This window comes from Actinocrinis sp., assembly GCF_035650855.1.
Lineage (GTDB): Bacteria > Actinomycetota > Actinomycetes > Streptomycetales > Catenulisporaceae > Actinocrinis.
The window spans coordinates 1-22677 of sequence record NZ_DASRGV010000036.1 but is presented as its reverse complement, the minus strand read 5'-3'; the positions used below and the strand labels follow the sequence as shown (position 1 = coordinate 22677).

27 protein-coding genes and 1 pseudogene are annotated in these 22677 nt (G+C 71.2%); 18 read left to right on the top strand and 10 right to left on the bottom strand.

The window, feature by feature from the left end:
- Nucleotides 1–104: 104 nt before the first annotated feature.
- The 6 genes and pseudogenes from VFB40_RS03175 to VFB40_RS03150 all read left to right on the top strand — a co-directional run bounded on the left by VFB40_RS03175 (nucleotide 105) and on the right by VFB40_RS03150 (nucleotide 5634).
- Entirely contained in the window at nucleotides 105–683 is a 579-nt protein-coding gene (locus VFB40_RS03175) for a TetR/AcrR family transcriptional regulator (protein WP_324847738.1), read from the top strand.
- A 107-nt stretch (nucleotides 684–790) separates the two neighbouring features.
- Entirely contained in the window at nucleotides 791–1999 is a 1209-nt protein-coding gene (locus VFB40_RS03170) for a low temperature requirement protein A (protein WP_324847737.1), read from the top strand.
- Nucleotides 1989–2345, top strand: a pseudogene (locus tag VFB40_RS03165) (thioesterase family protein); the annotation flags it as partial. The gene VFB40_RS03170 and the pseudogene VFB40_RS03165, both read left to right, overlap by 11 nt.
- 137 nt (nucleotides 2346–2482) lie before the next feature.
- The gene (locus VFB40_RS03160; protein WP_324847735.1) at nucleotides 2483–3355 is read left to right on the top strand and encodes a YwqG family protein; all 873 of its coding nucleotides are present in this window, start codon (nucleotides 2483–2485) and stop codon (nucleotides 3353–3355) included.
- Nucleotides 3356–3468: 113 nt separating this feature from the next.
- Nucleotides 3469–4620: an IS701 family transposase gene (locus VFB40_RS03155; protein ID WP_422653138.1), complete on the top strand. Its 1152-nt coding sequence runs from the start codon at nucleotides 3469–3471 to the stop codon at nucleotides 4618–4620.
- A gap of 205 nt (nucleotides 4621–4825) precedes the next feature.
- Nucleotides 4826–5634, top strand: a protein-coding gene (locus VFB40_RS03150) for an IS5 family transposase (RefSeq protein WP_324847734.1) whose coding sequence is annotated in 2 segments (ribosomal slippage) — nucleotides 4826–5165 and nucleotides 5165–5634 — 810 coding nt in all. Because the reading frame shifts where the segments join, the coding sequence is not laid out codon by codon here.
- Between the two features lie 9 nt (nucleotides 5635–5643).
- Here VFB40_RS03150 and VFB40_RS03145 read toward each other — a convergent pair.
- Nucleotides 5644–6261, bottom strand: a complete 618-nt coding sequence (locus VFB40_RS03145; RefSeq protein ID WP_324847733.1) for a hypothetical protein — start codon at nucleotides 6259–6261, stop codon at nucleotides 5644–5646.
- 89 nt (nucleotides 6262–6350) lie between these two features.
- Between VFB40_RS03145 and VFB40_RS03140 the strand changes: the two genes are divergently transcribed.
- The gene (locus tag VFB40_RS03140) at nucleotides 6351–6863 is read left to right on the top strand and encodes a GNAT family N-acetyltransferase (protein WP_324847732.1); all 513 of its coding nucleotides are present in this window, start codon (nucleotides 6351–6353) and stop codon (nucleotides 6861–6863) included.
- Between the two features lie 11 nt (nucleotides 6864–6874).
- On the opposite strand, the gene VFB40_RS03135 is transcribed toward VFB40_RS03140, so the two are convergent.
- Complete coding sequence (locus tag VFB40_RS03135; RefSeq protein ID WP_324847731.1) at nucleotides 6875–7357, bottom strand: MarR family winged helix-turn-helix transcriptional regulator; 483 nt, start codon at nucleotides 7355–7357, stop codon at nucleotides 6875–6877.
- A 68-nt stretch (nucleotides 7358–7425) separates the two neighbouring features.
- Nucleotides 7426–8004, bottom strand: a complete 579-nt coding sequence (locus VFB40_RS03130; RefSeq protein WP_324847730.1) for an acyl-CoA thioesterase — start codon at nucleotides 8002–8004, stop codon at nucleotides 7426–7428.
- Nucleotides 8005–8225: 221 nt separating this feature from the next.
- Between VFB40_RS03130 and VFB40_RS03125 the strand changes: the two genes are divergently transcribed.
- Both VFB40_RS03125 and VFB40_RS03120 read left to right on the top strand, forming a co-directional pair.
- Nucleotides 8226–9413, top strand: coding sequence for an MFS transporter (locus VFB40_RS03125; protein ID WP_324847729.1), 1188 nt, complete (start codon nucleotides 8226–8228; stop codon nucleotides 9411–9413).
- Between the two features lie 170 nt (nucleotides 9414–9583).
- Nucleotides 9584–9949 carry a cupin domain-containing protein gene (locus tag VFB40_RS03120; RefSeq protein WP_324847728.1) on the top strand — a complete coding sequence of 122 codons (366 nt, stop codon included), beginning with the start codon at nucleotides 9584–9586 and terminating at the stop codon, nucleotides 9947–9949.
- A 57-nt stretch (nucleotides 9950–10006) separates the two neighbouring features.
- Here VFB40_RS03120 and VFB40_RS03115 read toward each other — a convergent pair whose 3' ends face one another.
- From VFB40_RS03115 to VFB40_RS03095, 5 genes are read right to left on the bottom strand one after another with little or no spacing between them, the layout of a single operon-like run.
- Nucleotides 10007–10237 (bottom strand): ferredoxin, encoded by a 231-nt coding sequence (locus tag VFB40_RS03115; RefSeq protein ID WP_324847727.1) that lies wholly within the window; start codon nucleotides 10235–10237, stop codon nucleotides 10007–10009.
- Nucleotides 10237–11601 carry an NADH-ubiquinone oxidoreductase-F iron-sulfur binding region domain-containing protein gene (locus VFB40_RS03110; RefSeq protein ID WP_324847726.1) on the bottom strand — a complete coding sequence of 455 codons (1365 nt, stop codon included), beginning with the start codon at nucleotides 11599–11601 and terminating at the stop codon, nucleotides 10237–10239. Before VFB40_RS03110 ends, VFB40_RS03115 begins: the two co-directional genes overlap by 1 nt.
- A complete protein-coding gene (locus VFB40_RS03105) occupies nucleotides 11598–12698 on the bottom strand; it encodes a ferric reductase-like transmembrane domain-containing protein (RefSeq protein WP_324847725.1) in 1101 nt (366 codons plus the stop codon). The genes VFB40_RS03110 and VFB40_RS03105 overlap by 4 nt, the downstream gene beginning before the upstream one ends.
- Complete coding sequence (locus VFB40_RS03100) at nucleotides 12695–13648, bottom strand: FAD:protein FMN transferase (protein WP_324847724.1); 954 nt, start codon at nucleotides 13646–13648, stop codon at nucleotides 12695–12697. Before VFB40_RS03100 ends, VFB40_RS03105 begins: the two co-directional genes overlap by 4 nt.
- Entirely contained in the window at nucleotides 13648–13947 is a 300-nt protein-coding gene (locus VFB40_RS03095) for a hypothetical protein (RefSeq protein WP_324847723.1), read from the bottom strand. The genes VFB40_RS03100 and VFB40_RS03095 overlap by 1 nt, the downstream gene beginning before the upstream one ends.
- Nucleotides 13948–14439: 492 nt before the next feature.
- On the opposite strand from VFB40_RS03095, the gene VFB40_RS03090 reads away from it, so the two are divergent.
- From VFB40_RS03090 to VFB40_RS03080, 3 genes are read left to right on the top strand one after another with little or no spacing between them, the layout of a single operon-like run.
- A complete protein-coding gene (locus tag VFB40_RS03090; protein WP_324847722.1) occupies nucleotides 14440–14619 on the top strand; it encodes a hypothetical protein in 180 nt (59 codons plus the stop codon).
- Entirely contained in the window at nucleotides 14616–15341 is a 726-nt protein-coding gene (locus VFB40_RS03085) for a cytochrome b N-terminal domain-containing protein (protein WP_324847721.1), read from the top strand. The genes VFB40_RS03090 and VFB40_RS03085 overlap by 4 nt, the downstream gene beginning before the upstream one ends.
- The gene (locus VFB40_RS03080) at nucleotides 15338–16288 is read left to right on the top strand and encodes a hypothetical protein (protein WP_324847720.1); all 951 of its coding nucleotides are present in this window, start codon (nucleotides 15338–15340) and stop codon (nucleotides 16286–16288) included. Before VFB40_RS03085 ends, VFB40_RS03080 begins: the two co-directional genes overlap by 4 nt.
- Here VFB40_RS03080 and VFB40_RS03075 read toward each other — a convergent pair.
- Complete coding sequence (locus VFB40_RS03075; protein WP_324847719.1) at nucleotides 16251–17396, bottom strand: zinc-dependent alcohol dehydrogenase; 1146 nt, start codon at nucleotides 17394–17396, stop codon at nucleotides 16251–16253. The two genes, VFB40_RS03080 and VFB40_RS03075, sit on opposite strands and share 38 nt — an antisense overlap.
- Before the next feature lie 136 nt (nucleotides 17397–17532).
- On the opposite strand from VFB40_RS03075, the gene VFB40_RS03070 reads away from it, so the two are divergent.
- From VFB40_RS03070 to VFB40_RS03045, 6 genes are all read left to right on the top strand, one after another.
- A complete protein-coding gene (locus VFB40_RS03070) occupies nucleotides 17533–18129 on the top strand; it encodes a TetR/AcrR family transcriptional regulator (protein WP_324847718.1) in 597 nt (198 codons plus the stop codon).
- A 72-nt stretch (nucleotides 18130–18201) separates the two neighbouring features.
- Nucleotides 18202–18588 carry a PadR family transcriptional regulator gene (locus VFB40_RS03065; protein WP_324847717.1) on the top strand — a complete coding sequence of 129 codons (387 nt, stop codon included), beginning with the start codon at nucleotides 18202–18204 and terminating at the stop codon, nucleotides 18586–18588.
- Between the two features lie 122 nt (nucleotides 18589–18710).
- Nucleotides 18711–19772, top strand: coding sequence for a hypothetical protein (locus VFB40_RS03060; protein ID WP_324847716.1), 1062 nt, complete (start codon nucleotides 18711–18713; stop codon nucleotides 19770–19772).
- A gap of 42 nt (nucleotides 19773–19814) precedes the next feature.
- Nucleotides 19815–20222, top strand: a complete 408-nt coding sequence (locus tag VFB40_RS03055; protein WP_324847715.1) for a YciI family protein — start codon at nucleotides 19815–19817, stop codon at nucleotides 20220–20222.
- Between the two features lie 10 nt (nucleotides 20223–20232).
- Complete coding sequence (locus tag VFB40_RS03050) at nucleotides 20233–21378, top strand: RNA polymerase sigma factor (RefSeq protein ID WP_324847714.1); 1146 nt, start codon at nucleotides 20233–20235, stop codon at nucleotides 21376–21378.
- A gap of 275 nt (nucleotides 21379–21653) precedes the next feature.
- Nucleotides 21654–22232 carry a DUF1062 domain-containing protein gene (locus VFB40_RS03045; RefSeq protein ID WP_324847713.1) on the top strand — a complete coding sequence of 193 codons (579 nt, stop codon included), beginning with the start codon at nucleotides 21654–21656 and terminating at the stop codon, nucleotides 22230–22232.
- Between the two features lie 127 nt (nucleotides 22233–22359).
- Here the strand turns inward: VFB40_RS03045 and VFB40_RS03040 are convergent.
- Nucleotides 22360–22677: hemerythrin domain-containing protein (locus tag VFB40_RS03040; protein WP_324847712.1), on the bottom strand; the 318-nt coding region annotated here is incomplete at its 5' end.

The window sequence follows — 22677 nt, the reverse complement described above, 5'->3', positions numbered from 1 at the left end:
CCCATTCAGATCCCTCGACCTGGCGACATCGTTCAGTTTTGCGAGACAGAGTGTCTCTGTCAATACAAATCGTCTCTGCTGCGACCACGGCGTATCCTCGAAGTGTGCCGAGACTGTGGACCGAGACGATCGCCGCGCATCGCGACGCCGTGCGCGACGCCACCCTCGACGCGACCGCCGCCCTCGTCGCCGAGCGCGGGCTGACCGCAGTGACGATGTCTCAGGTCGCCGAGCGCAGCGGGATCGGACGCGCCACGCTGTACAAGTACTTCCCGGACCTCGACGCGATCCTCGCGGCCTGGCACGAGCGGCACATCGCCGGTCACCTGCGCCATCTGGCCGAGGTCGGCGAGAGCGTGACGGACCCGGGCGAGCGCCTGCGCGCCGTGCTGCGGGCCTACGCGGCGATCGCCGGAGAGCATCGCGAATCCGGGGAGCTCGCGTCGCTGCTGCACCGGGGCGAGCACGTCCAACACGCGCAGCGCGAGCTGCGAGCGTTCATCACGAGGCTGATCCGCGACGCAGCCGAACACGGTCAGGTGCGGGGCGACGTGCCCGCCGAGGAGCTGGCCGGCTATAGCCTGCACGCCCTGACCGCCGCCTCCGGCGCGCACTCCGGCGCCGCGCTCGACCGGCTCGTCACCGTCACTGTCGCCGGACTACTCCCCCCGGCGGAGCGGTAGCGGCCCGCACGAGCGGCGGTCTGTGCGATCGTGTTCCCTTCCCGGCCGGAATCGGGCAAGGGGCTGGTGTTGACCTGTTCGTCGCTTGACGTGAGGGCCGGACGCTGATGGCACAGAGCGCGCACGCGGAGACCGGGCACGAGAGCGCCGCGCGCCCGGTGTCGCGGATGCGGGCCCGGCGCCGGGATGAGGCGCACCGGGCCGCCACGCCGCTGGAGCTGTTCTTCGACCTGTCGTTCGTCGTGGCGGTGGCCCAGGCCGGGCAGCAACTGGTGCACGCGGTAGCCGACGGACGGTCCTGGCACGGCCTGAGCGGTTACCTGCTGGTCTTCTTCGCGATCTGGTGGGCGTGGGTCAACTTCACGTGGTTCGCCTCCGCCTACGACAACGACGACGTGGCGTACCGGCTGGCCACGCTGGTGCAGATCGCCGGGGTGCTGGTGCTGGCGGCGGGCGTGCCCAGGGCCTTCCAGCGCGGAGACTTCGCCGTGGTGGTGCTCGGATACGTGATCATGCGCGTCGCGCAGACCGGTCAGTGGTTGCGCGCCGCTCGCGGTGAGACGGGAGCGGCGCGCTCGGCGGCGCGGACGTACGCGGCGGGGCTGGTCGTGGTGCAGGCCGGCTGGGTGCTGCTGCTCCTGGCGCCCGAGAACGCCTGGCTGTGGGGTTTCGGGCCGCTGGGAATCGCCGACATGACGGTGCCGGCGGTCGCGGAGCGGATCCACCCGACGTCCTGGCATCCGCACCACATCGGCGAGCGCTACGGCCTGTTCACGATCATCACGCTCGGGGAGAGCGTCTCGGCGGCCACGATCGCGGTGCAGACCGCCCTGGACGACCAGGCCGACCTGGGCGCGCTGCTGCCGATCGCGGCCAGCGGGCTGATCATCGTGTTCGCGGCCTATTGGATCTACTTCGCGGTGCCGATCCACGACTACGTGCAGTCGAATGAACAGGCCTTCGTCTGGGGCTACGGCCACTATGTGATCTTCGGATCGGCCGCCGCGATCGGTGCCGGCATCGCGGTCGCCGTGCAGCAGGTCACGCACCACGCGCGGATCTCGACGCTCGCAGCCGCCCTGTCCGTGACCATCCCTACCGCGTTGTACCTCGTCGCGGTGTGGCTGGTGCACCTGCGGCCCTTCAAGAACGGGCTCGCGCGGCAGGCGTTGCTGCCGTGCGGCGCGCTGCTGGTGCTTGCCGTCTCGTTCGCGGGGCACTGGGCAGTGTTCGCGGCCGGCCTTGTGGCCGCCGGGTCGGTGGCGGTCGGCGTCATGCTGGCCGCGCGTACGTCGAGGAGGCCGGATGCGGCATGAGGTGACGGATGCTGACACGGCGACGGCTCTGGGCAGCGGCGATGTGCCGGTGCTCGCGACACCGAGGCTGATCGCGTGGATGGAGGCGCAGACCGTGCGGGAGGCACAGCCGCTGCTCGGCGACGGCCGGACGACGGTCGGCACCGCCATCCGCGTCGAGCACCTTCGCGCGACGCCGGTCGGCGGCTTCGTCGAGGTCACCGCGACGCCGCCGATCGAGGTCGACGGCGGAAGGCTGACGTTCAGCGTGCTGGCCGTCGACGGCTCGGGACAGATCGCCGCGCAAGGCGAGATCGAGCGCGCGATCGTGGACCGGTCGCGCTTCCTGGGCCGCGTCTCAGCGGCCGACAAAGGTACAGCGCCCGATAAAAAGACAGCGCCCGATAAAAGTACAGCGCCCGATAAGGGTACAGATGCGGACACCAGCCGCTGAATTCGCGGAGACCGTACCGGTGTAGCCGCCGGTTTGGGAGCATGTCCGCCATGCAGATCAGCGAATCCCCGTTGGCGCAGGCCGGGCGCCAGTACTTCAGCGAGCAGGACGCCGAGACCTGGGCGGGCCTGCTGCGGCCCGGCTTCCAGCTGCGGGCGCTCGAAGCCGAGGGCTCCGTGACGGCCTACCTCGGCGGCGACCCGCTGCTGCCCAAGGACGTCGAGTGGCCGGTGTGGGAGGGGCACGGCCCGCTGCACTTCGTCGGCGCGGTCGACTGCGGCCAGGTGCCGAGCCAGGAGCTGGACATCCCGCTGCCCGCGTCCGGGCAGCTGCTGTTCTTCTACTTCGACGGCCTCGGCGACAGCTCGGTCACGGCCACCGACCCGGACAGCGTCAGCAACGGCACCCGCGTGATCTACGTTCCGGAGGAAGCCGAGATCGCCCCGCGCACCGCGCCCGAGGGGGCCGCGCCGTATCCGCGCCTGCTGCTGAGCGGGGAGGTGATCGCGACCGCGCCGGACAACGAGAACGCCGCGCTGATCGCCGCTTTCGGCGACCCGGACGACCCGTCCGGTTACTGCGACTATCCGACCGCTGACCCGAATGGCACCGGGTTCTGGGAGGCGCTGACCGCGTACCGGCGCGATCATCAGCCGCATCACCAAATCGGTGGCTACGCGCTGCCCGTGCAAGGCGCCGTGGAGCGTGAGGGTGCGCAGGTCGTTCATCCGGGCGAGGACGAGGCCGCGATCGGCGCGCGTAAGCAGCTCGCCTCGCAACTGGTGCTGCTCGCGCAGATCGACAGCGACTCGCGCAGCGGCATGAACTGGGATGACGCCGGGCGGTTGTATTGGATGATCACCCGAGAAGACCTGGCCGCCGGGCGGTTCGACAAGGCGACGTTCACCTGGCAGTGCGAATAGGCGGAGCGCACACAGGCGAGGCAAGTAAGCAGTTGTGTGAGCTTGCTTAGTACTGCAACGGCACTTGCCTGCTTGATGGTGCATCATTGTGGCTCGTGGTGGTCAGTGTTCTGATGGAGGAGTCGGAGCGGGCGCACGCGCTGATCGCGGGCCGCTTCACTCGTTCCGAGCCGCGGGAGCGGGTGCGGGAGTATCTGTCCGGTCTGGTGGCAGGTCTGGAGCGTAAGAACGGCTGGACGCTGGCCGAGCACGCCGGCGAGAGCGGTCCGGACGGGATGCAGCGTTTGCTGCGTAAAGCGGACTGGGACATCGACGGGGTGCGTGATGATCTGCGCGACTACGTGGTCGAACGGTTGGGCGATCCGGCCGGGGTGCTGGTGGTGGATGAGACCGGGTTCCTGAAGAAGGGCACCCGGTCTGCGGGCGTGGCCCGGCAGTACTCCGGTACGGCCGGGCGGATCGAGAACTGTCAGGTCGGGGTGTTCCTGGCCTACGCCTCGGGGCGCGGGCACGCTTTGGTGGACCGGGAGTTGTACCTGCCCGAGGCGTGGAGCGGCGATCCGGCGCGCCGCCGGGATGCGGGCGTGCCGCAGGAGGCCGAGTTCGTCACCAAGCCGCGTCTGGCGCAGGCGATGCTGGCGCGGGCGTTCGCGACCGGGGTGCCGTTCGCGTGGGTGACCGCGGACGAGGCGTACGGGCAGGCCAAGTACCTGCGGGTGTGGCTCGAACAGCACGACGCGTCGTACGTGCTGGCCACCCGGTGCAACGACGATGTCTTCAGTCTCAGTCACGGCGCAGGCCGCGTGGACGAGATGATCGCCGCGCTGCCGCCGCGCGCCTGGCGGCGCGTCTCCGCCGGCGACGGCGCGCACGGGCGGCGCGAGTACGACTGGGCGCGCATCCCGATCCGCATCGCCTGGCGGCCCGGGCGCGGGCACTGGCTGCTGGCCCGCCGCTCGATCAAACGCCCGGACGAGATCGCCTACTACGTGTGCTTCGGCCCACGCCGCACCAGCCTGGCCGAGCTGGCGCGCATCGCCGGGTCGCGATGGCGGATCGAGGAGTGCTTCCAGCAAGCCAAGAACGAGGCCGGCCTGGACCACTACCAGGTGCGCTCCTACCGGGCCTGGTACGCGCACATCACCTTGTCCATGCTCGCCCACGCCCACTTGGCGATCGCCCGCGCCAGGATCGCCGAAGGAAACACGCCCCCGCCGCATGCGACACAATCGGCTACACGCTACCGGAGATACGCAGACTCCTGATCCACCTGCGCACCCGCATCCACCCGCCCGACCATGTCTGGGCTTGGTCCTACTGGCGCCGACGACGCCAACACCAGGCGCGCGTCAGCCACTACAAACGTCGCGGACACCAACCGCCATAAGTGCCGTTGCAGTATTAGAACTCGTTTCATAATGGCGGCGTGTCTGCTGTCTCGGTATCCGGGTTCTGATGGATGCTGGCCGGGTGAGGGATGAACTGGTGCCGGACGCGTTGTGGTCGAAGGTGGCGCCGTTGCTTCCGCCGCGCCCGGCGCGGCGTTCGCGCAATCCGGGTCGGCTGCCGTTGGACGACCGCGGCGCGCTGGCCGGGATCGTGTACGTGCTCAAGACCGGGGTGACCTGGCGCGAGGTGCCCCGCGAGGTGGCCGGCTGCTCGGGGATCACCTGCTGGCGGCGGCTGCGGGACTGGACCGAGGCCGGGGTATGGCCCGAGCTGCACCGGGTGCTGCTCGACGAGCTGCGCCGCGACGGGGTGCTCGAGCTGGACACCGCGGTGGTGGACGCATCCCATGTGCGGGCGCTGAAAGGGGGGCCGAGACGGGCCCCTCGCCCGTCGATCGGGCTCGGGCGGGCTCCAAGCACCATCTGATCACCGACGCCGGCGGGATCCCGCTCGCCGTGCTGCTCACCGGCGGCAACCGGCACGACGTGACCCAACTGCTGGCGCTGGTCGAGGCGATCCCGCAGATCCGCGGCATTCGGGGCCGCCCGCGACAGCGGCCCCGCTACCTCTACGCCGACCGCGGCTACGACCACGAGCGCTACCGCGACGCCCTGCGCCGCCTGCAGATCACCGCGCGCATCGCCCGCCGCGGCACGCCGCACGGCTCTGGCCTGGGCACCGTGCGCTACGTCGTCGAGCGCACCTTCGCCTGGCTACACCAGTACAAACGGCTACGCACCCGCTACGAACGCCGCGCCGACCTGCACCTGGCCCTGATGCAGCTGGCCTGCGCCCTGATCTGTCACCGCAAGCGACCCAAGCCATTATGAAACGAGTTCTTAGAGGAAGTCGCGCCAGAACGGCACTGTCGCGTGCGCCTGCTGTAGCGCGCCGTCCGGTACTGCGCCACGGCCGCCGAATTCGCGGCTGATGTAATCGGCCAGGTCGGTGCCGTAGTAGATGATGTCGGTCTGGTACATCGACAGCACGGGATGCCCGTATGTGCCATGTCCGCCGGGCAGGAACCGGTGGCCGTAGATCGGGACCATGCGGGGAACCGTAGCCAATCGTTGCGCGGCGACGTGCAGTGCTTCGGCCTGCTCGTCAGGTCTCACGCCCCAGTCCCGGCCCCAGAACGCGTTGTGTTCGACGTCGAACAACACCCCTTCGACCGGCCATGCGAGTCGTCTGCGCAGCTCCTCCGGGGTGCCGTCGCGCCAGTCCGGCCAGGGCCGGGCGTAGGCGTGGATGACGCCCTCCTGTTCGGGGATCGGTGTGTTCACGGGGAGGCCGGCGGCCAGGAACGCCCGATGGTCGTCGGCGAATTCGAAGCCGTATTCCAGCTCGACCCGGCGCAGCTCGCGCTCGGTCATCCCCGGGCCGATCTCGCACTGCCTGCTGGCGGCCAGCTCGCGCGCGGCCTGCGCGCCGAGGCGAGCCCCATCCGTATCGATCACGCGGACACGTTAACGCCCCCGGCACGGTGCTGGCGGCGCATAGTCTGCGACGGACGGCAAAATAGGGGCATGGTGAACAGGGACGGGCGATGAGCGCCCCCACGCGGGCCACGGTGCGCATCGCCGCCATGACGCCCGACCATGCCGCCGAGGTGCTGGCGATCTATCAGACTGGCATCGACGAGGGGAACGCCACCTTCGAAACGTCCGCCCCGGATTGGGCCGGGTTCGACGCCGCGAAGCTGCCCGAGCACCGCTTCGTCGCCCTGGACGAAACCGACGCGGTGCTCGGCTGGGCCGCTGTGGTTCGGGTCTCGGACCGGTGCGCGTACTCCGGCGTGGTCGAGCATTCCGTCTACGTCGCCGCGCGAGCGCGTGGGCGCGGTGTCGGCGCCGCGCTGCTCGATGCGCTGATCGCCTCCACCGAGGCCGGCGGCATCTGGACGATCCAGTCCGGGATCTTCCCGGAGAACACCGCGAGCCTCGCCTTGCACCAGCGGTGCGGTTTCCGCGTCGTCGGCACCAGGCAGAAGGTCGGCCGCCACCACGGAGTCTGGCGCGATGTCGTGCTGGTCGAGCGGCGCAGCCCGGTCATCCTCTGATCGCCCGCGAGTCAGTCCACGTCGATGTCGACGTCGACGTCGACGTCGTCGAGCCCTGCGAGCAGCGCCGACAGCACGCGCAGGCACGCCTCGATGTCGTCCTCGGTGACGTGCTCGCCGACGCGCCTAAGGTTGTCGGCCTCGCGGGTGAGCACGGCGTCGATCGCGGAGCAGCCCAGCTCGGTCAGCCGGATCAACGAGGACTTCTTGTGCGCCGGATTCGCGAAGGACTCGACCAGCCCGCGCGCGGCGGCCTCGTTGACCATCCGCTGCACGAACTGCCGGCTGATCGCCTGGGCGCGGCCCATCTGCGGCACCGTCATCGGGCCGTGCCGGTACAGCATGCTCAGCACCGCGCGGACCCCGACCGACAGCCCTTCGGCCGGCACGTCCAGCTCCACTCTTCGCTGGGCGCGCCGGTAGAGCGGGCCGACGAGGTCGTAGACGTCGGCGAGCCGGTCGGCCCGGTCGGGCGCGGCAGTCGGATCGTTCACCCTGCCATCATGACACCTAAGTTGCCAAAAACCGTCCGACGGCGCGGGCTACTCGGTCAGCATCGCGGTCAACCGTGACGCACTCCTGCGTCGGCGATCCCGTCGATCCCGTCGGTGCGACCAGTCCCGTCGGTGCGAGCGCTCAGCCGGTTGCGCCATTCTTCGGGCCACGGCGCGCTGCGCCGGCTGTCCCTCGGAACGTGCACGGTGACGTAGCGGCCGCGCGCGGCGAGGCGGCGCGGGTTCGCCTCGTCCCGTTCGCCCCAGACCTCGAAGCGGAAGGCCAGCGAGGAATCGCCGATCCGCTCGAGGACCAGCGTGGTCGTCACCTCCTGGTCGAACCAGAGCGGCGCGGTGAAGTCGACCTCGAAGCGCACGCGCGGCGCCGCGCCGAAGTACTCCAGCAGGCCGCGCTCGCGCATGAGCGTCGCTTCCGCCGCCTCGACGAAGCGTGTGATGGAGGTGTTGTGGTGGTGGCCCGCGGCGTCGGTGTCCATCCAGTCGACCCGGCTGCGGTAGACCGCGTGGGCGATGACCGGGCCGTCGAACGGCTTGGTGCGCAGTGTGTCCTGCGCAGACGCTGTGTCCTGCACTGACGCGGGGTCACCGGGCGCCGTGCGGCGCGCCTCAGGCTGCTGCGTGCTCATCAGAGGGCATCCATCGAAGGTGGAGGGCGTTGTCAGTCTTGTCATTTCCATCCCGCACCAGCGCAAGCCGCGGGCTTCTCGGCTGTTAGTCGGCGCGGATAGTCGGCGCGGACGCGCCGTTGTACGATCAAACGCAGAATCGGGATCGTCAACGCGCCGGTGGTTGGGTAGCGCGTCCCTTTGACGTACCCGATGGAGACGCGTTGTCTTACCGCCGTCTTGTGCAGACTGCCGGCGTTGGTTTCTTCCCTCTGAGCCTGTTGGCAAGGCTCCCCTACGCCATGTCGTCGCTCGCGACACTCATCCTCGTGCAGACCGTCACCGGGAGCTATGCCTTCGCGGGACTTTCCGCCGCCGCGCAGGGACTCTGCGGTTCAGCCGGTGCCCCGGTCGTCGGCGCCCTTGCTGACCGGTACGGTCACCGCCGGGTCGCGGCGATCACCACGCTCGCCAATATCGCCGCTCTGCTCTGCCTGATCGCGGCGAGCCGGGCCGCTCGCGCCGAGTTGCTCGCGGCAGCGGCGCTGGTCGGGCTGACCCAGCCGCCGGTCGGCGTACTGGTGCGGGTGTACTGGTCGCGGCTGGTGAAGATCCACGCTCTGCCATCGCTGCTGCCCTCCGCGATGGCGTACGAGGCGGCCGCCGACGAGACGAGCTTCGTCGCCGGGCCGACGCTCGTCGGGCTGCTGGCACCCATCGCGACCTCCCTCGGGCCGATAGCACCGATCGCGGCGAGCATCGTGCTGCTGTGCGTGGCGGCGCTGCCTTTCGCAATGCTCTACACCGACCGCAGTCCGATGAAGCGGTCATCACACACCGGGCCCCAGGCTCGGCTGCCGCGGCGGGCACTGGTAGCGATGTTCTTCGCGATGGCCGCCATGGGCGCCGTGTTCGGCGCGGTGCAGACCGGCGTGACCGCGTACGCACACAGCATCGGACGTCCCGGCGCCGCCGGGCTGATCTATGCGATCTTCGGTGCCGGAAGCGCGCTGGCCGGTGCGGCGTGCGCCTGGTTGCCGCGCGGATTCGCGGCGCGCCACCGGTATCCGGCTTTCGCCGCCGCGCTCGTGGCCGGCATGCTCGCCCTCTACATCGGCGACCGGCTGCATGCCGTCGTTCCCGCCGTGGCGATGGCGAGTGTCACGGTCGCGCCGTACATGATCACCTTGTACACCCTCACCGAGCGGATCGCGCCGCCCGATCGCACGGCGTCCGCGATGACGATCCTGTGCGCCGGAGGCCCGCTCGGCACGGCGGGCGGCCAGGCGCTGGCCGGGTATCTGGCCCAAGGCGGCGGCAGCAGCGGGGCATTCCTGCTCGCGCCGATCGCCGCCGCGGCGGCACTCCTGCTCGCCCTGACGCTGACGGCCGCCGACCAGGGACGCGGCACGTGGCTCGCCGCCGGGTGACCTGACGGGCACCTCTGACGCGGGCAAGCGGCGCTGCGCGCCATGCCCGAGCTATGCCCCGGATGCCGTAGTGACACGGCCGGACTTCAGGTCTTGAGTTGACAGAGCGGGCGGACCGTGCGACGTCGTCGGCGGGCCGCCGGTGCCAGACGCAAGGAGGGAGAAGAGGGATGACGGGCGTCGAGCACAAGAACTTCGACAAGGCGGACGAGACCCGGCTCTTCGAGGACGGCATGGGCCGCCTGGAGCTGGTCAACACGGAAGCCGGCCCGGTGGGCCTGGCCACCTTCGAGCCCGGCTGGAGATGGTCGCAGCACGTCAAGCCGATCGCCGGCACGGAGAGCTGCCAGGCCGAGCACACCGGCTACTGCGTCTCGGGCCGGATGCACGTGCGGATGGACGACGGCGAGGAGTTCGACTTCGGCACCGGCGACTACGCGCACATCCCGCCCGGCCACGACGCTTGGATCACCAGCGACGAGCCCTGCGTCGTGGTGGACTGGCAGGGGTTCGCGGACTACGCCAAGCACGTCTGATCGCACCGCCGCCGGGCGACCGGCGCACGGGAGATCGCCCGCCGGTATTCGGGCGGGTCAGCGCCGCCCGGTCGTGGAGTCGGTGAGCAGCAGCGCGAGCGTGGGGCAGGCCTCGACCGTGCGCTTCGCCAAGGCGAGCAAGCGGTCGGGGACCGGCTGTTCGGAGACGACGGGATAGCCCCACGGATCGCGACCGATGAGCTCCGGCAGCATTTCGATGCACACGCCATGCGCCTTGCAGGCGATGGGATTCACGCGCAGTCGCGTCGTGCTCGTGACGGCGGTCATCAGTACGCCCCGACGGTCGCAGCGGGCAGCGGCAGGATGGGAGCGCGCCTGGCACCTGCGCACGGCCCGCGATGCAGGTGCGTGCGGACATCGGCCGCGAATACCGCGAGCGCGCTGGCGATCAGGCGGGTCGCGCCGTCGGGATGGCGGCAGGCGCCGCGCCCGGCGACGTATGGAGTCAGGTTCTTGATATACTCTGGGGCGCGGCGGTCACCGCGGGCCGCCAGCGCTTCGAGGGCCTGCGCCAGCGCAGGCAGTCCGTTGATGCACGGCCCGCACTGCCCGGCGCTCTGCTCGGCCAGGTAGCGGGCGACACGGGCGGTTTCGGCCAGCGCGCAGGACTCGCCGGGCAGGGCGACGAAGATGCCGGCGCCCATCGCCGCTCCGGCCGCGAGCAGGTCCGGGGCCGTGATGCGGGCACTGTGGAAGCGCTGTTCGGGGAGCCAGGCCCCGAAGTATCCACCCGCGAGCACGGCCTGTACCGGCTGCGTGGTTCCTCCGGCCGTGGCCAGGAGTTCGGCGCCGGTGATGCCGAGCGCAATCTCGTAGACGCCGGGCCGGCTCACTGCTCCGGTGACGGTGACCAGCGCGGTGCCGGGGGCGTTCGGGGTTCCCGTCGCGCGAAACCAGGCGTGGCCGTGTCGTGCGATCAGGGCGATGTGCGCGAGCGTCTCGACGTTGTCCACGAGGGTCGGACGGCCGTCGACGCCGCGCTCGAAGGGCCGCGGCGGGGTGAAGCGCGGCAGCGCCGGTCCGCCGTCGATCAGCTGGATCAGCGAGGTCTCCTCGCTCGCGACGTATCGAGCGGGCGCCCGCGTGATCTGTACGTCAGCCGTCGGCACCCGGGCGCTCTGACGCTCGTCGAGGGCACGCTGCACCGCTCGGATGATCGCGTCGTCGTCCTCGTGCAGGCACAGGTGCACACGCTCGGCGCCGACCGCCAGCGCGGCGGCGGTGATTCCGTCGAGCACGAGGTGCGGCGCGCGGGTGAGCAGGGTGCGGTCCTTGGCGCTGGCCGGTTCGCCTTCGCATCCATTGGCGACGAGCACGGTGCCGCGTTGTCTGGCGGACCGCCGTGCGCGCGACGCGTCGGCGACGGCGCGCATCTTGCGGCCGGTCGGGAACGCGGCGCCGCCACGGCCGGTCAAGCCGGAGCGCTCGACCGTGTCCAGGATCGTCGCGCCGTCGTGGTCGGGCAGCGGTCCGTGCCACCGCAGATGTCCCGCGAGGTCGGCCGGTCCGCCCAATAGCCGCCGGTCCGACCCAGTGGCCTGACTCGCAGCGGCATCGGCGCCGGAACCGGAACCGGCGCCGTACTGCCGCGCGGCCTCCGGGTCCCACCGCGTGCTGTTCGCTTGCTTCACTCGTTGCTCCCAGAGCGCGCGGCGGCGTTGAGCGTGCCGGTCACCGACGGTCCGTTGATGGTGAGGTTGAGGGTCAGCCGCAGCGCCGCGCCGGTCTGGTCGGTGACCGACGCGGTGATGTCAGGGCCGTTCAGTCCGGTGACGGCTCCGCTGTAGCGGCCGGGTTGCCCGCTCGGGCCGAAGGTGACCCGGCTGGAGGACATCTGCACGCCGCCGCCGGGCAGCGCCGGTCCGCTGATGACGACTTGGAAGGCCACCGGGCTGCTTCCGGTCCCGGCGATGGTGACCGAGCTTTGGCCGGAGGCCGTCGTGGCCGTGTTGATCGATCCGGTGATGTTGGTGGTCAGCGGCAGCGCCGGCAGGGCGGTGACCGGGCCGGCGGCCCCGTTGGCCGTCGCGGCGCCGTTCGCGCGGGCTAGCAAGGCGGGCGGAGTTCCGGCGCGCGCGGCCCAGTCGGATTTGAGCGGACCGGACGCCGTCCACGCCGTAGCCGCGATGAGCGCCACGGCGCTGGCGGCGCCTGCGGTCAGCCGCAGTCCGCGATGCACGGGCCAGCCGGAGACCAGGCGCCAAGCGGCCGCCGCGACGACCGCGGCGACGCACACGGCGGTGAGGCCGAGAATCGCCGGAGCCTTGGGATCCGTGCCGGTGCCGAGCCCGTGCACGACCGCCAGCGGCCAGCAGGCGTAGGCGGCCCAGTGCACGGCGCGCCAGGTGCGGTGCCCCACCCGGGAACGCAGAAGGCTGGTGACGGTCAGCGCCAACAGCAGGTCGAACGCGACCGTGCCCAGTCCGAGCCACAACGGCCGGTATGCGGACACGAACGGGATGACCAGCGAGAACCAGCCGACTGGGGCGTAGGAGTCGAGCAGCGCGGTGCCGATGTGCACCGAGAGGAAGGCGAGCACCAGCAGGGAGAGATTGCGGTGGATGCCGATGGTGACGAACCGGGGCCAGCGCTCGGTGGCGAAACGGACGGTGATCAGGATGCCGAGCACCAGGCTCATGGTGAGCAGCACCAGTGCGACGACGCCTGTGGCGCGAGTCGCGTACCAGAGCGGCGTGGTGGACGTGATGACGGTCGACGCACTGGTCATGACGCTGCGCCGCCGGAGCCTTGGTCGGCCGGCCACGAGGCGACGGTGACCACGGTCCCGTCGCTGCGCACCAGCCGTGCGGGCAGACCGTGCGCGGCCAGCCATCCGGGTGCTGATTCGCCGCGCACGATCGCCGCGGTCGCCGCCGTGTTGGCCGTGACGCAGTCGACGGCGGCGACGCTGACGGTGCGCCAGCCGGCTTGAGTCGGCAGCCCGGTGCGCGGGTCGATGATGTGGTGCAAGGCCGTGTCGCCGGCATTCCATCTGCGGACCGTCGTGCTGGAGGTCGCCAGGCCTCCGTCGCGCACGGTCACCGTTTGGCCGGGGCGGTCGTCTGCGGCGCGGTGGTCGTCGGTCACGCGCACGCGCCAGCCGCCGTCCGGCGCCGGGCCGCAGGCCGACAGGTCGCCGCTGAAGCTGACCAGCACCCCGCCGCCCAGCTTGTCGTGCACGTCGCGGGCGGCCAGGTCGGCGGCGAGTGCCTTGGCGGTCGCGCCGAAGTCGAGGCGCGTCCCGCGCTGGAGCGTCACCACGCGCTCGGCCGGGTTCCAGCGCACCGTCCGCCAACCCGGGATCGGGCGCGGCCGCGGCACCGTCACGGTAACGCCGGATACCCGCAGCTCGTCGAAATCCCGGTCGTATCCGGCGGCGATCAACGCGTCACCGCAGGTCGGGTCCACGTCCCCGTCGGTCAGCTCGGCCGCGCGCAGGGCGGTCTCGAGCGCCCGCGCGAACAGCGCGCTCACCTCGACCGGACGTCCGGCGGCCTCGTTCACCCGGCACAGTTCGGAATCCGGCCGGAACCGGCTGCACGCCTTATCCACCGCCCTGATGTGCTCGCGCACGATCGCCAGCGCGTCGTCAAGCGCGCCCGGTTCGGCGGTCAGCACGACGGCCGTGCCGCCGAACGCGGCTACCTCCGCGCGCGCCGCAGCGATGCCCAGCGTCATCACGACCCGCCGGACTGCACCTGCGACGGCCCGGATCCTCCTCCGCCCGGCGCGTTGTTCGGGCCCTGCAAGCCGCCGGAGCCGTTGGAAGAGCCGTTGCCGCCGCCACTGCCGCTCCCGCTGCCACCGCCGTCGTCGACGTTGAGGTGCGGCAGGTGGGTGGGGATCAGATGGGCGAAGCCCGCGGCCGCGATCACGGCGCCGGCCACCGAGGCGACGCCGATCAGCCGGGTCGCCCTGCTCACGCGCGCCAGGCCGGCGTCACGGGCGGACACGGCCTTGCGCGTCTTCGGATCCATGCTTCACCTTCCTCGATGCGGCCTCCCTTCTACAGTCGCGCGCGGCCTGCGCGTGAACGGTTCAAAACCTGCTCAGAACCGGTAAAGATCTCGGCGCTCGCCGTCGGCGTGGGCGTTCCGCGCGCCATGGCGACCTCCACGCGGCGTGGCGGCTTCGTCCGCGGCGACGCGGACATGCTCGGCAATCCGTTCAGAACCTGCTCAGAACTCGCAAAGATGCGGCGCCGCCGGCCGCGGCCGGGCTATACCGGCAGCGCGGCCCAGCGTGGTGAAGGCGAGCTGATTCGGCAAAGGCGGCCCGATCAGCACACCGCGCCGGGCCGCGCCGTCACGGTCCCCCCACAAGCGCGCCGCGGCAGCAGAACCGGGCTCGCCGATCCCCCGGGGGGCTGACCGGCCCGAAGGACCGGGACTTATGGCCCTGAGTCGAGCACCCGTACGGCGAGACCATGCACGGGAAACGCGTGCTCACGCCCACAGGGAGGTCTCACGATGCTGAGCAAGGTGTCCGCGGCAGGCGCCGCCCCCGTCGATCTGAACGGCCCCGGTCATTACGTGCATTGGGGTGTGATTCAGGTATCCGTCGCCAATCTCGTGGTCGTCGGGATCATGGTGGCCGTCTTCATCCTGGCGCTGGTGCTGCCCTTCCCGAAGGGACGTGGCCGCAAATGAGTGAGCACGTGATCGCCCCGCCGCCGACTCCGGAGCCCTCGCCGGTCGCCGGCGCCACCGACGGCGAGCTGACCGGCGGCTGGACCGGAGCTGTGCGCCGTGGCGCAGTGCGTGCGCTGCCCCCGGACAAGCTGCTGCCGGACACGCAGCCCAAGTACGTCGCGTCGTGGATATACGTCTTCGGCGTGCTGACCCTGGCCGCGTTCCTTGTCGTGCTCGGCAGCGGCGCGGTGCTCGCGCTCAAGGGGCCGGCCTGGTGGCACGGGTCCGCGGTCGGGCACTACTTCAACAGCCTGCACCTGTGGAGCGTCGAGCTGTTCATGGCCTTCATGGTCATCCACCTGTGGGGCAAGTTCTTCATGGCGGCCTGGCGCGGCCGGCGCGCCCTGACCTGGATCACCGGGGCGGTCTCCTTCCTCGGCTCGGTCGGCACCGCGTTCACCGGCTACCTGGTCCAGCAGAACTTCGACTCGCAGTGGATCTCCACCCAGGCCAAGGACGGGCTGAACTCGGTCGGCATCGGCGCCTACTTCAACGTGACGGACTTCGGGCAGATGCTCATGTGGCACATCGTGCTGCTGCCGGCGGTCGTCGGCCTGATCGTCGTCCTGCACATCCTGATGGTGCGCCGACGCGGCGTGGTGCCGCCGATCGCGCTGCGCTCGGCGCCCGCCGAACCGGCGGAGAGGGAAACCGCGACCGAGGAGGAGGCCGCGCGATGACCAGCCACTCCCCCCACGCCCCTCACGCCGAACCCGATCCGTACTCCTTCGGGTCGCGTCCCTACGACCTGGTCAAGGAGTTCACGATCGCGCTCGTCGCGGTGCTGGCCCTCACCTTCGCGCTCGCGGCGGTGTTCTCCTCCCCGGACGAGAAGCCGATGACGATCGCCTCATGGGCCAAGGCCGACCCCGGCGACTTCACCGCGACCGCGCTCGCGGAGCTCGACGGTTCAAGCGGCACCGCCAGTTACGGGCCGCCGTACAACACCGCGGCGGACGGCCAGAAGCTCGGGCCGCTCGCGCTGGCGAAGGCGGCCGGAGTCACCCACCCGATCGACGCCGCGCAGGCCTTCGTCCTCGGGCCGCTGGCCGCCGCGCCGCAGGATCCGGCCGTGACCTCCGCGCTGAGCACCTACAACGCGGCGAGCGCCGATCAGCAGGCGAAGTGGACCGGCGCCTACTCGGACGCGCTGACCAAGGCGAACGACGATCCGGCCAAGGTCACCGCCTCCGACGCGTTCGGACCGGTGCCGGTGCTGCTCGGGCAGCTGCTCCAGCAGGCGCAGACCGGATCGCTTGACGGCGCCCTGCTCTCCGAGGGCGGCTTCTATCAGACCGACTACACCCTGCCGCTGCTCTTCCTCGCCGACGGCTCCGACCTCGCGGCCCAGGCCGACGCCCAGCACCTGAGCGGCGACCAGTGGGGCATGATGAACGAGACCGGCAACTTCCCGGGCCAGGCCTGGCTGTGGCTCTACACGTTCTGGTACCAGATCTCGCCGTTCAACAGCTCGGACAACGCCGACGCGCTGGTCTGGGGCACGATGGCGGTGCTCTCCCTGGTGTTCGTGTTCGTGCCCTTCATCCCCGGCCTGCGCTCGATCCCCCGCCTGGTGCCGGTCTACCGGCTCATTTGGCGCCAGCACTACCGCGAGTTGCAGCAGTGAACCAGCCGTCGTCCGCGGGCTCGTCCGGTTTCGCCGGGCGGGCCCGCGGTTTCCTGCCGAACCGCCCGCGCGACGCGGCCGCCGGCGCGGCGGGACGCGAGGGCAGGTCCCTGACGAAGACGGGCTTGAGGTGATGCTCGGGCAGGGCGTCGGGCAGCTGCTCCCAGTCGAGCACGTCGGAGACGACGCGCTCGGGACTGACCTCGGCGGTCTCGGCCAGGGCGAGCGCGTCGGGGATGTGGGCGCGCACGTTGTCGCGGGCGACGCGCAGCGTGACGCCGGTCAGGTACATGTCCCGCAGCGGCAGCTCGCCGGGGCGGAAGTGGTTGCCTGCGCTTTCGCAGAACCCTTCCGGCGCCAGGCACTTGAGCGCCGCGGCCAGCTCCTCGACGCGGCCGGTGGCCTCCACGGCCAGGTCGAAGCCGTGCCGCACCGGGTCGAGGGATTCTGCGGTGCGGGCCCCGAAGCCCTCGGCGATCTTGCGGTGCGCGGGATCGGGATCGACGTACAGCACGTCGCCGGCGCCGAGCGCGCGGGCGATATCGCACACGTACAGTCCGATGCTGCCGCGCGCGACGACCAGGACCCGGGAACCGGGCCTGGCCTTCAGGTGCGGGGCGACCAGGCGCCAGGACAGCGACCAGTTGTCGCTGGCCGAGGCCATCGCGACCGGGTCCAGTCCGGCGGGCAGCGGTACCAGCATCGCGTCGGCCCACGGCACCAGCACCAGGTCGGAGAACAGCCCGCCCCAGGACCCGCCGAGCGGCGCGCCGTACATCGCCATGTAGGGCACCGATTCGCAGTGCGCGGTGAACCCCGCCCGGCACCGGTCGCAGCGGCCGCAGGAGATCGCCCAGGGCACCACCACCAGGTCGCCCGGGCTCACGTGGGCGACGGTGTCGCCGACCTCGACCACGCGGGCCACGCACTCGTGCCCGATGGGGAACGGCGGCGGGATGAAGCCCTGCCCGGCCAGGATCATCGCGTCCACGTCGCAGCTGGTCGCCGCGACCGGAGCGACGATCGCGTCGCTGTCGGCCTGCAGTCTCGGATCCCTGGTCTCGCGCCAGGCGACCGTCCGCTTCGCGACGTAGATCAGCTCACGCACCCGCCCCCACCTTTCACACCCCGCACCGCGCGCGCCGTTGTCCGCGGCGCTATCTATGACGCTTGTTATAGGCCTTGCCAGGCTAGACTATGTCGATCGTTATAGCCAGAGGGCCGGAGAGGAGCGGTGCGCGGAAATGACGACGCCCCGGCGCCAGCCCACGGCCCGGCAGCGGATCGTGGCCGGCGCGGCCGACATGATCAGCAGGCGCGGACTCAACGCGACCAGCGTCCGCGAACTAGCCAAGCACAGCCAGGCCCCGCTCGGGTCGACTTACCACTACTTCCCCGACGGCAAAGCGCAGCTGGCCACCGAGGCGGTGCAGTACGGGAGCGCGAAGGTCACGCGGGCGCTGCGCAGGCGGCTGCACGCGGGACCCGTCGCCGGGCTGCGCGCCTTCCTCAAGCTATGGCGCGGCGTGCTCCTGGACAGCGGCTTCCGGGCCGGCTGCCCCGTGCTGGCCGTCGCCGTCGAGGAACCCACCGGCGAGCAGAACCCGCCGCCGATCGCGGCCGCCGCGGAGGCCTTCGCGGAGTGGCAGCGGCTGCTCGCCGACTCGCTGCGGGAGCACGGCACCGATCCGGCTCAGGCCGCCGCCCTCGCCGCGCTGACCGTGGCGGCGGTCGAGGGCGCCGTCGCGATGAGCCGCGCCAGCCAGATCATCCAGCCCTTCGACCAGGTCGCTCAGCAGCTCGAGGCGCTGATCACGGCCGCCCTCGACCGCCCGGCCTGAGGCGGTAGCGCTAGCGGGGTCTCCGTCCGCCAGCCCTTGCCCTATAACTCGCGAGACGATATATATCGTCACATGAAATCCTCCACCAGGACGGAGCAGGTCTTCCTGATCCTCACCGCCCTCGCCGACCAGCCTCGGCACGGGTACGGGATCGCCCAGGAAGTCGCCGAGCTCTCCGACGGCCGCACGCAGCTGAAGGTCGGCACGCTTTACGGCGCGCTCGAACGGCTCACGGACGAAGGCCTGCTCGAGCCGGACCACGACGAGATCGACTCGGGCCGGCTGCGCCGCTACTACCGGCTCACCGAGCAGGGCGTCGCCGCTCTGACCGAGGACACGCAACGCATCGCGGCCAACGCGAAGGCCGCGGCGCAGCGGCTGCAAGCCCGCGGTGTGCGCATCCAGGTCAGCGGTCTGAAGCACGGTCCGGGCACGGCAACGGCGGGAGCGGGAGCATGAGCGCGCACGGGGAACGTCAAGGCTCGGATGACAAGGGCACGACAGAGCCAACCAACACGGCGAAGCCAACGAACACAGCGCGGCCAGCCAACTTAGCGGAGCCAGCGGAAGCGGCGGAAGCGGTGGCGCAGGAAGCGGTGGCGCAGCGGTACCGCAGAGTGCTGGCACTGCTGCCGCGCGCCTTCCGCGAGCAGCGCGGCGAGGAAATGCTCACCACCATGCTGGACGGCGCGGCTGACGCGGGCCGGGTCCGCCCGTCGCTAGGCGAGTGGCTCAGCATGCTCGGCTTCTCGCTGCGGCTGCGCAGCGGCGCGCCCGGTGCGAGCCCTCGGGCGCGGTCAGCCGGCGAGAACCTGCGACTGATCGCACTGCTCGGCTTGGTGCTCCAGGCGGGCACGCCGCGGCAGGTGCTCAGGGCTGGCGCCTGGCCCGGCATCGACGCGCTCTTGCGGCAGCTCAGTTTTCAGTCCTGGGGGCCCGCTGCCGTCGCCGGGTACAGCCTGCTGGTCCCGTGCCTGGCAGTGGCGGCGTTCCTGCGCGGATGGCGCCGAACCGGCCTGCTGCTGATGACCGCCAGCTCGGTGGTGTTCCTGGCCACCTCACCGTGGGTGTTCGGCATCGGATCTGACGCGTGGTGGGCCAACCCGTGCGCGATGCTCGTGTTGTGCGTCATCCCGCTGATCGCGGGGCTGCTCGGCTTCCACCGCGACGCGCCGCGGGTCGAGCGGCCGAGGTGGTGGCTGGCCGCGGCGATCCTCACCAGCCTCTCCCTGCTGCTGAGCGGCGACCTCCTCGTGATCATCGCGGGCGAACCCTCCTACGCGTTGATCGAGCGCTTGTGGCTGCCTTCGCGCCTGTTCGAGTTCTGCTGCGTGTGCGTCGTCGCCGTCATGATGCTGCGTCAAGCACGCCGCAGCCTCCGCGGCCCGATCGCGCGGCTGGTGGTCGCCGCTCCGCTGCTCCTCGTGCTTCCCAGCGCGGCCAGCGCCCTGTACCTCGGCACCAGCTTCCAGGCGTTGATGCCGCTGAGCCTCGACCTTGTCCAGCGCCCGACGCTCACTCCCTACCTCTGGATCGGGGCTTACCTGCTCGCCGCCGAAGTCCTTCTGGTGCTGACCCTGACGGGCCGAAAGATCTTGGGCGGCGATGTCGAGAACCGGCTCTCCGCTCCGTCCCCGGGGTGAAGGCGGCCACAATGGGTCGCACCAGCACCGAGGAGACGCACGATGGCCAAGTACCTGCTGCTCAAGCACTACCGCGGCGCCCCGGCGGCGGTCAACGACGTGCCGATGGACCAGTGGACGCCCGAGGAGATCTCGGCGCACATCCAGTACATGCGGGACTTCGCGGCCCGGCTGGAGCAGACCGGCGAGTTCGTCGACGGTCAGGCGCTCTCCCCCGAGGGCACGTTCGTGCGCTACGACGGCGAGGGGCGCCCGCCGGTCACCGACGGCCCGTTCGCGGAGACCAAGGACCTGATCGCCGGCTGGATGGTGATCGACGTCGACAGCTACGAGCGCGCGCTCGAGCTGGCCGGTGAGCTGTCGGCCGCGCCCGGGGCGGGCGGCAAGCCGATCCACGAGTGGCTCGAGCTGCGGCCGTTCCTGGCCGAGCCGCCCACGGTGACGGAGTGAACCAGACACTGTGAACGAGTCGCTGCTGCGGGAGCTCGTGCCCGCGGTGATCGCCGTCCTCGTCCGGCGCGGAGCGGATTTCGCGTCGGCCGAGGACGCCGTACAAGAAGCCCTGATCAAGGCGCTGGAGACCTGGCCGCAGGAGCCGCCGCGCGACCAGAAGGCGTGGCTGGTCACGGCCGCCTGGCGCAGGTTCCTCGACGCGGCGCGCGCCGAGAGCTCGCGGCGCGGGCGGGAACTGGTCGTGCACGAGGAGCCGCCGGCCGGACCGGCCCCCGCCGTGGACGACACGCTCCAGCTGTACTTCCTGTGCGCGCACCCGTCACTGACGCCGGCGTCCGCGGTCGCGCTCACCCTGCGCGCCGTCGGCGGTCTGACCACGCGTCAGATCGCCGAGGCGTACCTGGTGCCGGAGGCGACCATGGCGCAGCGCATCAGCCGCGCCAAACGCACCATCGCCGACGTGCGGCTCGACCAGCCCGGGGACGTCGCCACCGTGCTGCGCGTCCTGTACCTGGTCTTCAACGAGGGCTACAGCGGCGACGTCGACCTGGCCGCCGAGGCCATCCGGCTCACCCGGCAGCTCGCGGCCGGAATCGCCCATCCCGAGGTGGCGGGGCTGCTCGCGCTGATGCTGCTGCACCACGCCCGGCGCGCCGCCCGGACCGTGCCCGACGGCAGCCTGGTGCCGCTCGCGGAGCAGGACCGCGGCCAATGGGACACCAAGCTGATCGCCGACGGCGTCGACATCCTGCAGGCGGCTCTCGCCCGCGACCAGCTCGGCGAGTTCCAGGCACAGGCCGCCATCGCCGCCCTGCACGCTGACGCGCCCACCCCGGAGGAGACCGACTGGGTGCAGATCGTCGAGTGGTACGACGAGCTGGCGCGGCTGACGGACAGCCCGGTCGTCCGGCTCAACCGCGCGGTCGCGGTCGGCGAGGCCGACGGGCCGCGCGCCGGCCTGGCGGCCCTCGCGACGCTGGACGCCTCGCTCCCCCGCTACACGGCGGTCGCGGCGTACCTGCACGAGCGCGACGGCGACCTGGAAACGGCGGCGCGGCTGTACGCGGAAGCCGCCCACAGGGCGCCCAACCTCGCCGAGCGCGACCACCTCACCCGCCAGGCCGCCCGCCTCAATGCGCTTCGGCATCGCTGACGAGTCGCGGCCTGCCCGGATCATCGCGGTCCCGTCGGCGGCGAGCCGCCGCGGCGGAGCGGAAAACAAGTTGCCTGCCTCTCGCCGGTTCCCCCACGATGGCCGGCATGGATCTGTAAGCGCTGCCACGTACTGCAGTTGACTTGTCGCGCGTTCGACCCCGGAGCCTGACCGCTCGGCCCGGCCGGTCGTCGCGTCCGCGTGTGCACCGCCGGATCCCGGGGGCCGCGGCCTGACCGCGAGCGCTCCCGCTGAAGCCTGAAATCAATCAATAGGTGAATACTGATCGCAAGGCGCTGTGGGCCGTGCGCGAACTCGGCCTGCCCGCCATCGTCAAACCCTGCGTCGACTGCCCCGGAACGCGCCACCGCCCCTCGGGCAAGTTCCGCGTCAACGCGAACGGCAAGCTCCTCGACGTGTGGCTGCTGCTGTGCTGTGAGGCCTGCGGCAACACCTCGAAGGTGCCCGTCCACGAACGGCGCCACGTGCAGCTGCTCGAGCCCGCGCGCCGGTTGGCCTTCGAGAACAACGACCCGGCGATGGTGCGCGCGCTGGCGATGAACGCGTCGCTGGCGGCCAAGAGCGGATACCGGCTCGACTGGACCGGCACCTGGCGGCTGGAGACGGACCTGCCGTTCTACTCGCCGCAGGACCCGCATTCGCTCACCGTGTTCGTCGGCTTCGAGCTGCCCGCGCCGATCCGCGTCGAACGGCTGCTCATGTCCGGGCTCGGCCTCAGCCGCGGCGAGGTGCGGCGCATGGTGGCATCCGGGCGCATCCGCCTGCCGCTGAACCTGGAGGCCAAGGCGCATCAGGACTTCGCGTTCACCGTCGAGGCCGGTTCCGGCCCATGACGCGCGCGAGGTCTCCGCAAGCCGCTCGCGCAGGCCCGCCGACGCTTCATCAGGCGAGAGCAAGAGCGGGATCGGCGAGCTGAGGGTGGCCCGGCCGCATTGTGCGACCGGGCCTCGTTCGGCGAAGTCACGCGCCGACGGGGTGCGCCAGCTTCGAGCCGATGCGGTCGCGCACCGCGTCGAGGGCCTCCCAGTCCGCGGTGTGCAGCGTCGCGAGCGCGGCCGGGAACACCCCGTCCTGCTCCTTCAGGATGTGCCATTGCAGCAAGTCGAGGGCGCCGAGAATTCGCGCCGCCCACGAGCAGTCCCACAGCGGCACGTCGCCCGCCCCGGCCAGCACCGCGGTCAGCGCCGCGTGCTCGCGGCGCAGCGCGGCGACCTGCTCGGGGAACTCCGCCGCGAGAGCCGGGAACAGGCCCTCCTCCTCGACCGCGCAGTGCGGGGC

Coding starts and splice junctions, on each gene's coding strand:
- VFB40_RS03140 (WP_324847732.1), top strand. CDS start 6,351: ATGAGCGCCCCCACGCGGGCCACGGTGCGCATCGCCGCCATGACGCCC.
- VFB40_RS03160 (WP_324847735.1), top strand. CDS start 2,483: ATGCAGATCAGCGAATCCCCGTTGGCGCAGGCCGGGCGCCAGTACTTC.
- VFB40_RS03105 (WP_324847725.1), bottom strand. CDS start 12,698: ATGACCAGTGCGTCGACCGTCATCACGTCCACCACGCCGCTCTGGTAC.
- VFB40_RS03100 (WP_324847724.1), bottom strand. CDS start 13,648: ATGACGCTGGGCATCGCTGCGGCGCGCGCGGAGGTAGCCGCGTTCGGC.
- VFB40_RS03095 (WP_324847723.1), bottom strand. CDS start 13,947: ATGGATCCGAAGACGCGCAAGGCCGTGTCCGCCCGTGACGCCGGCCTG.
- VFB40_RS03090 (WP_324847722.1), top strand. CDS start 14,440: ATGCTGAGCAAGGTGTCCGCGGCAGGCGCCGCCCCCGTCGATCTGAAC.
- VFB40_RS03070 (WP_324847718.1), top strand. CDS start 17,533: ATGACGACGCCCCGGCGCCAGCCCACGGCCCGGCAGCGGATCGTGGCC.
- VFB40_RS03120 (WP_324847728.1), top strand. CDS start 9,584: ATGACGGGCGTCGAGCACAAGAACTTCGACAAGGCGGACGAGACCCGG.
- VFB40_RS03155 (WP_422653138.1), top strand. CDS start 3,469: ATGGAGGAGTCGGAGCGGGCGCACGCGCTGATCGCGGGCCGCTTCACT.
- VFB40_RS03170 (WP_324847737.1), top strand. CDS start 791: ATGGCACAGAGCGCGCACGCGGAGACCGGGCACGAGAGCGCCGCGCGC.
- VFB40_RS03085 (WP_324847721.1), top strand. CDS start 14,616: ATGAGTGAGCACGTGATCGCCCCGCCGCCGACTCCGGAGCCCTCGCCG.
- VFB40_RS03115 (WP_324847727.1), bottom strand. CDS start 10,237: ATGACCGCCGTCACGAGCACGACGCGACTGCGCGTGAATCCCATCGCC.
- VFB40_RS03065 (WP_324847717.1), top strand. CDS start 18,202: ATGAAATCCTCCACCAGGACGGAGCAGGTCTTCCTGATCCTCACCGCC.
- VFB40_RS03130 (WP_324847730.1), bottom strand. CDS start 8,004: ATGAGCACGCAGCAGCCTGAGGCGCGCCGCACGGCGCCCGGTGACCCC.
- VFB40_RS03055 (WP_324847715.1), top strand. CDS start 19,815: ATGGCCAAGTACCTGCTGCTCAAGCACTACCGCGGCGCCCCGGCGGCG.
- VFB40_RS03080 (WP_324847720.1), top strand. CDS start 15,338: ATGACCAGCCACTCCCCCCACGCCCCTCACGCCGAACCCGATCCGTAC.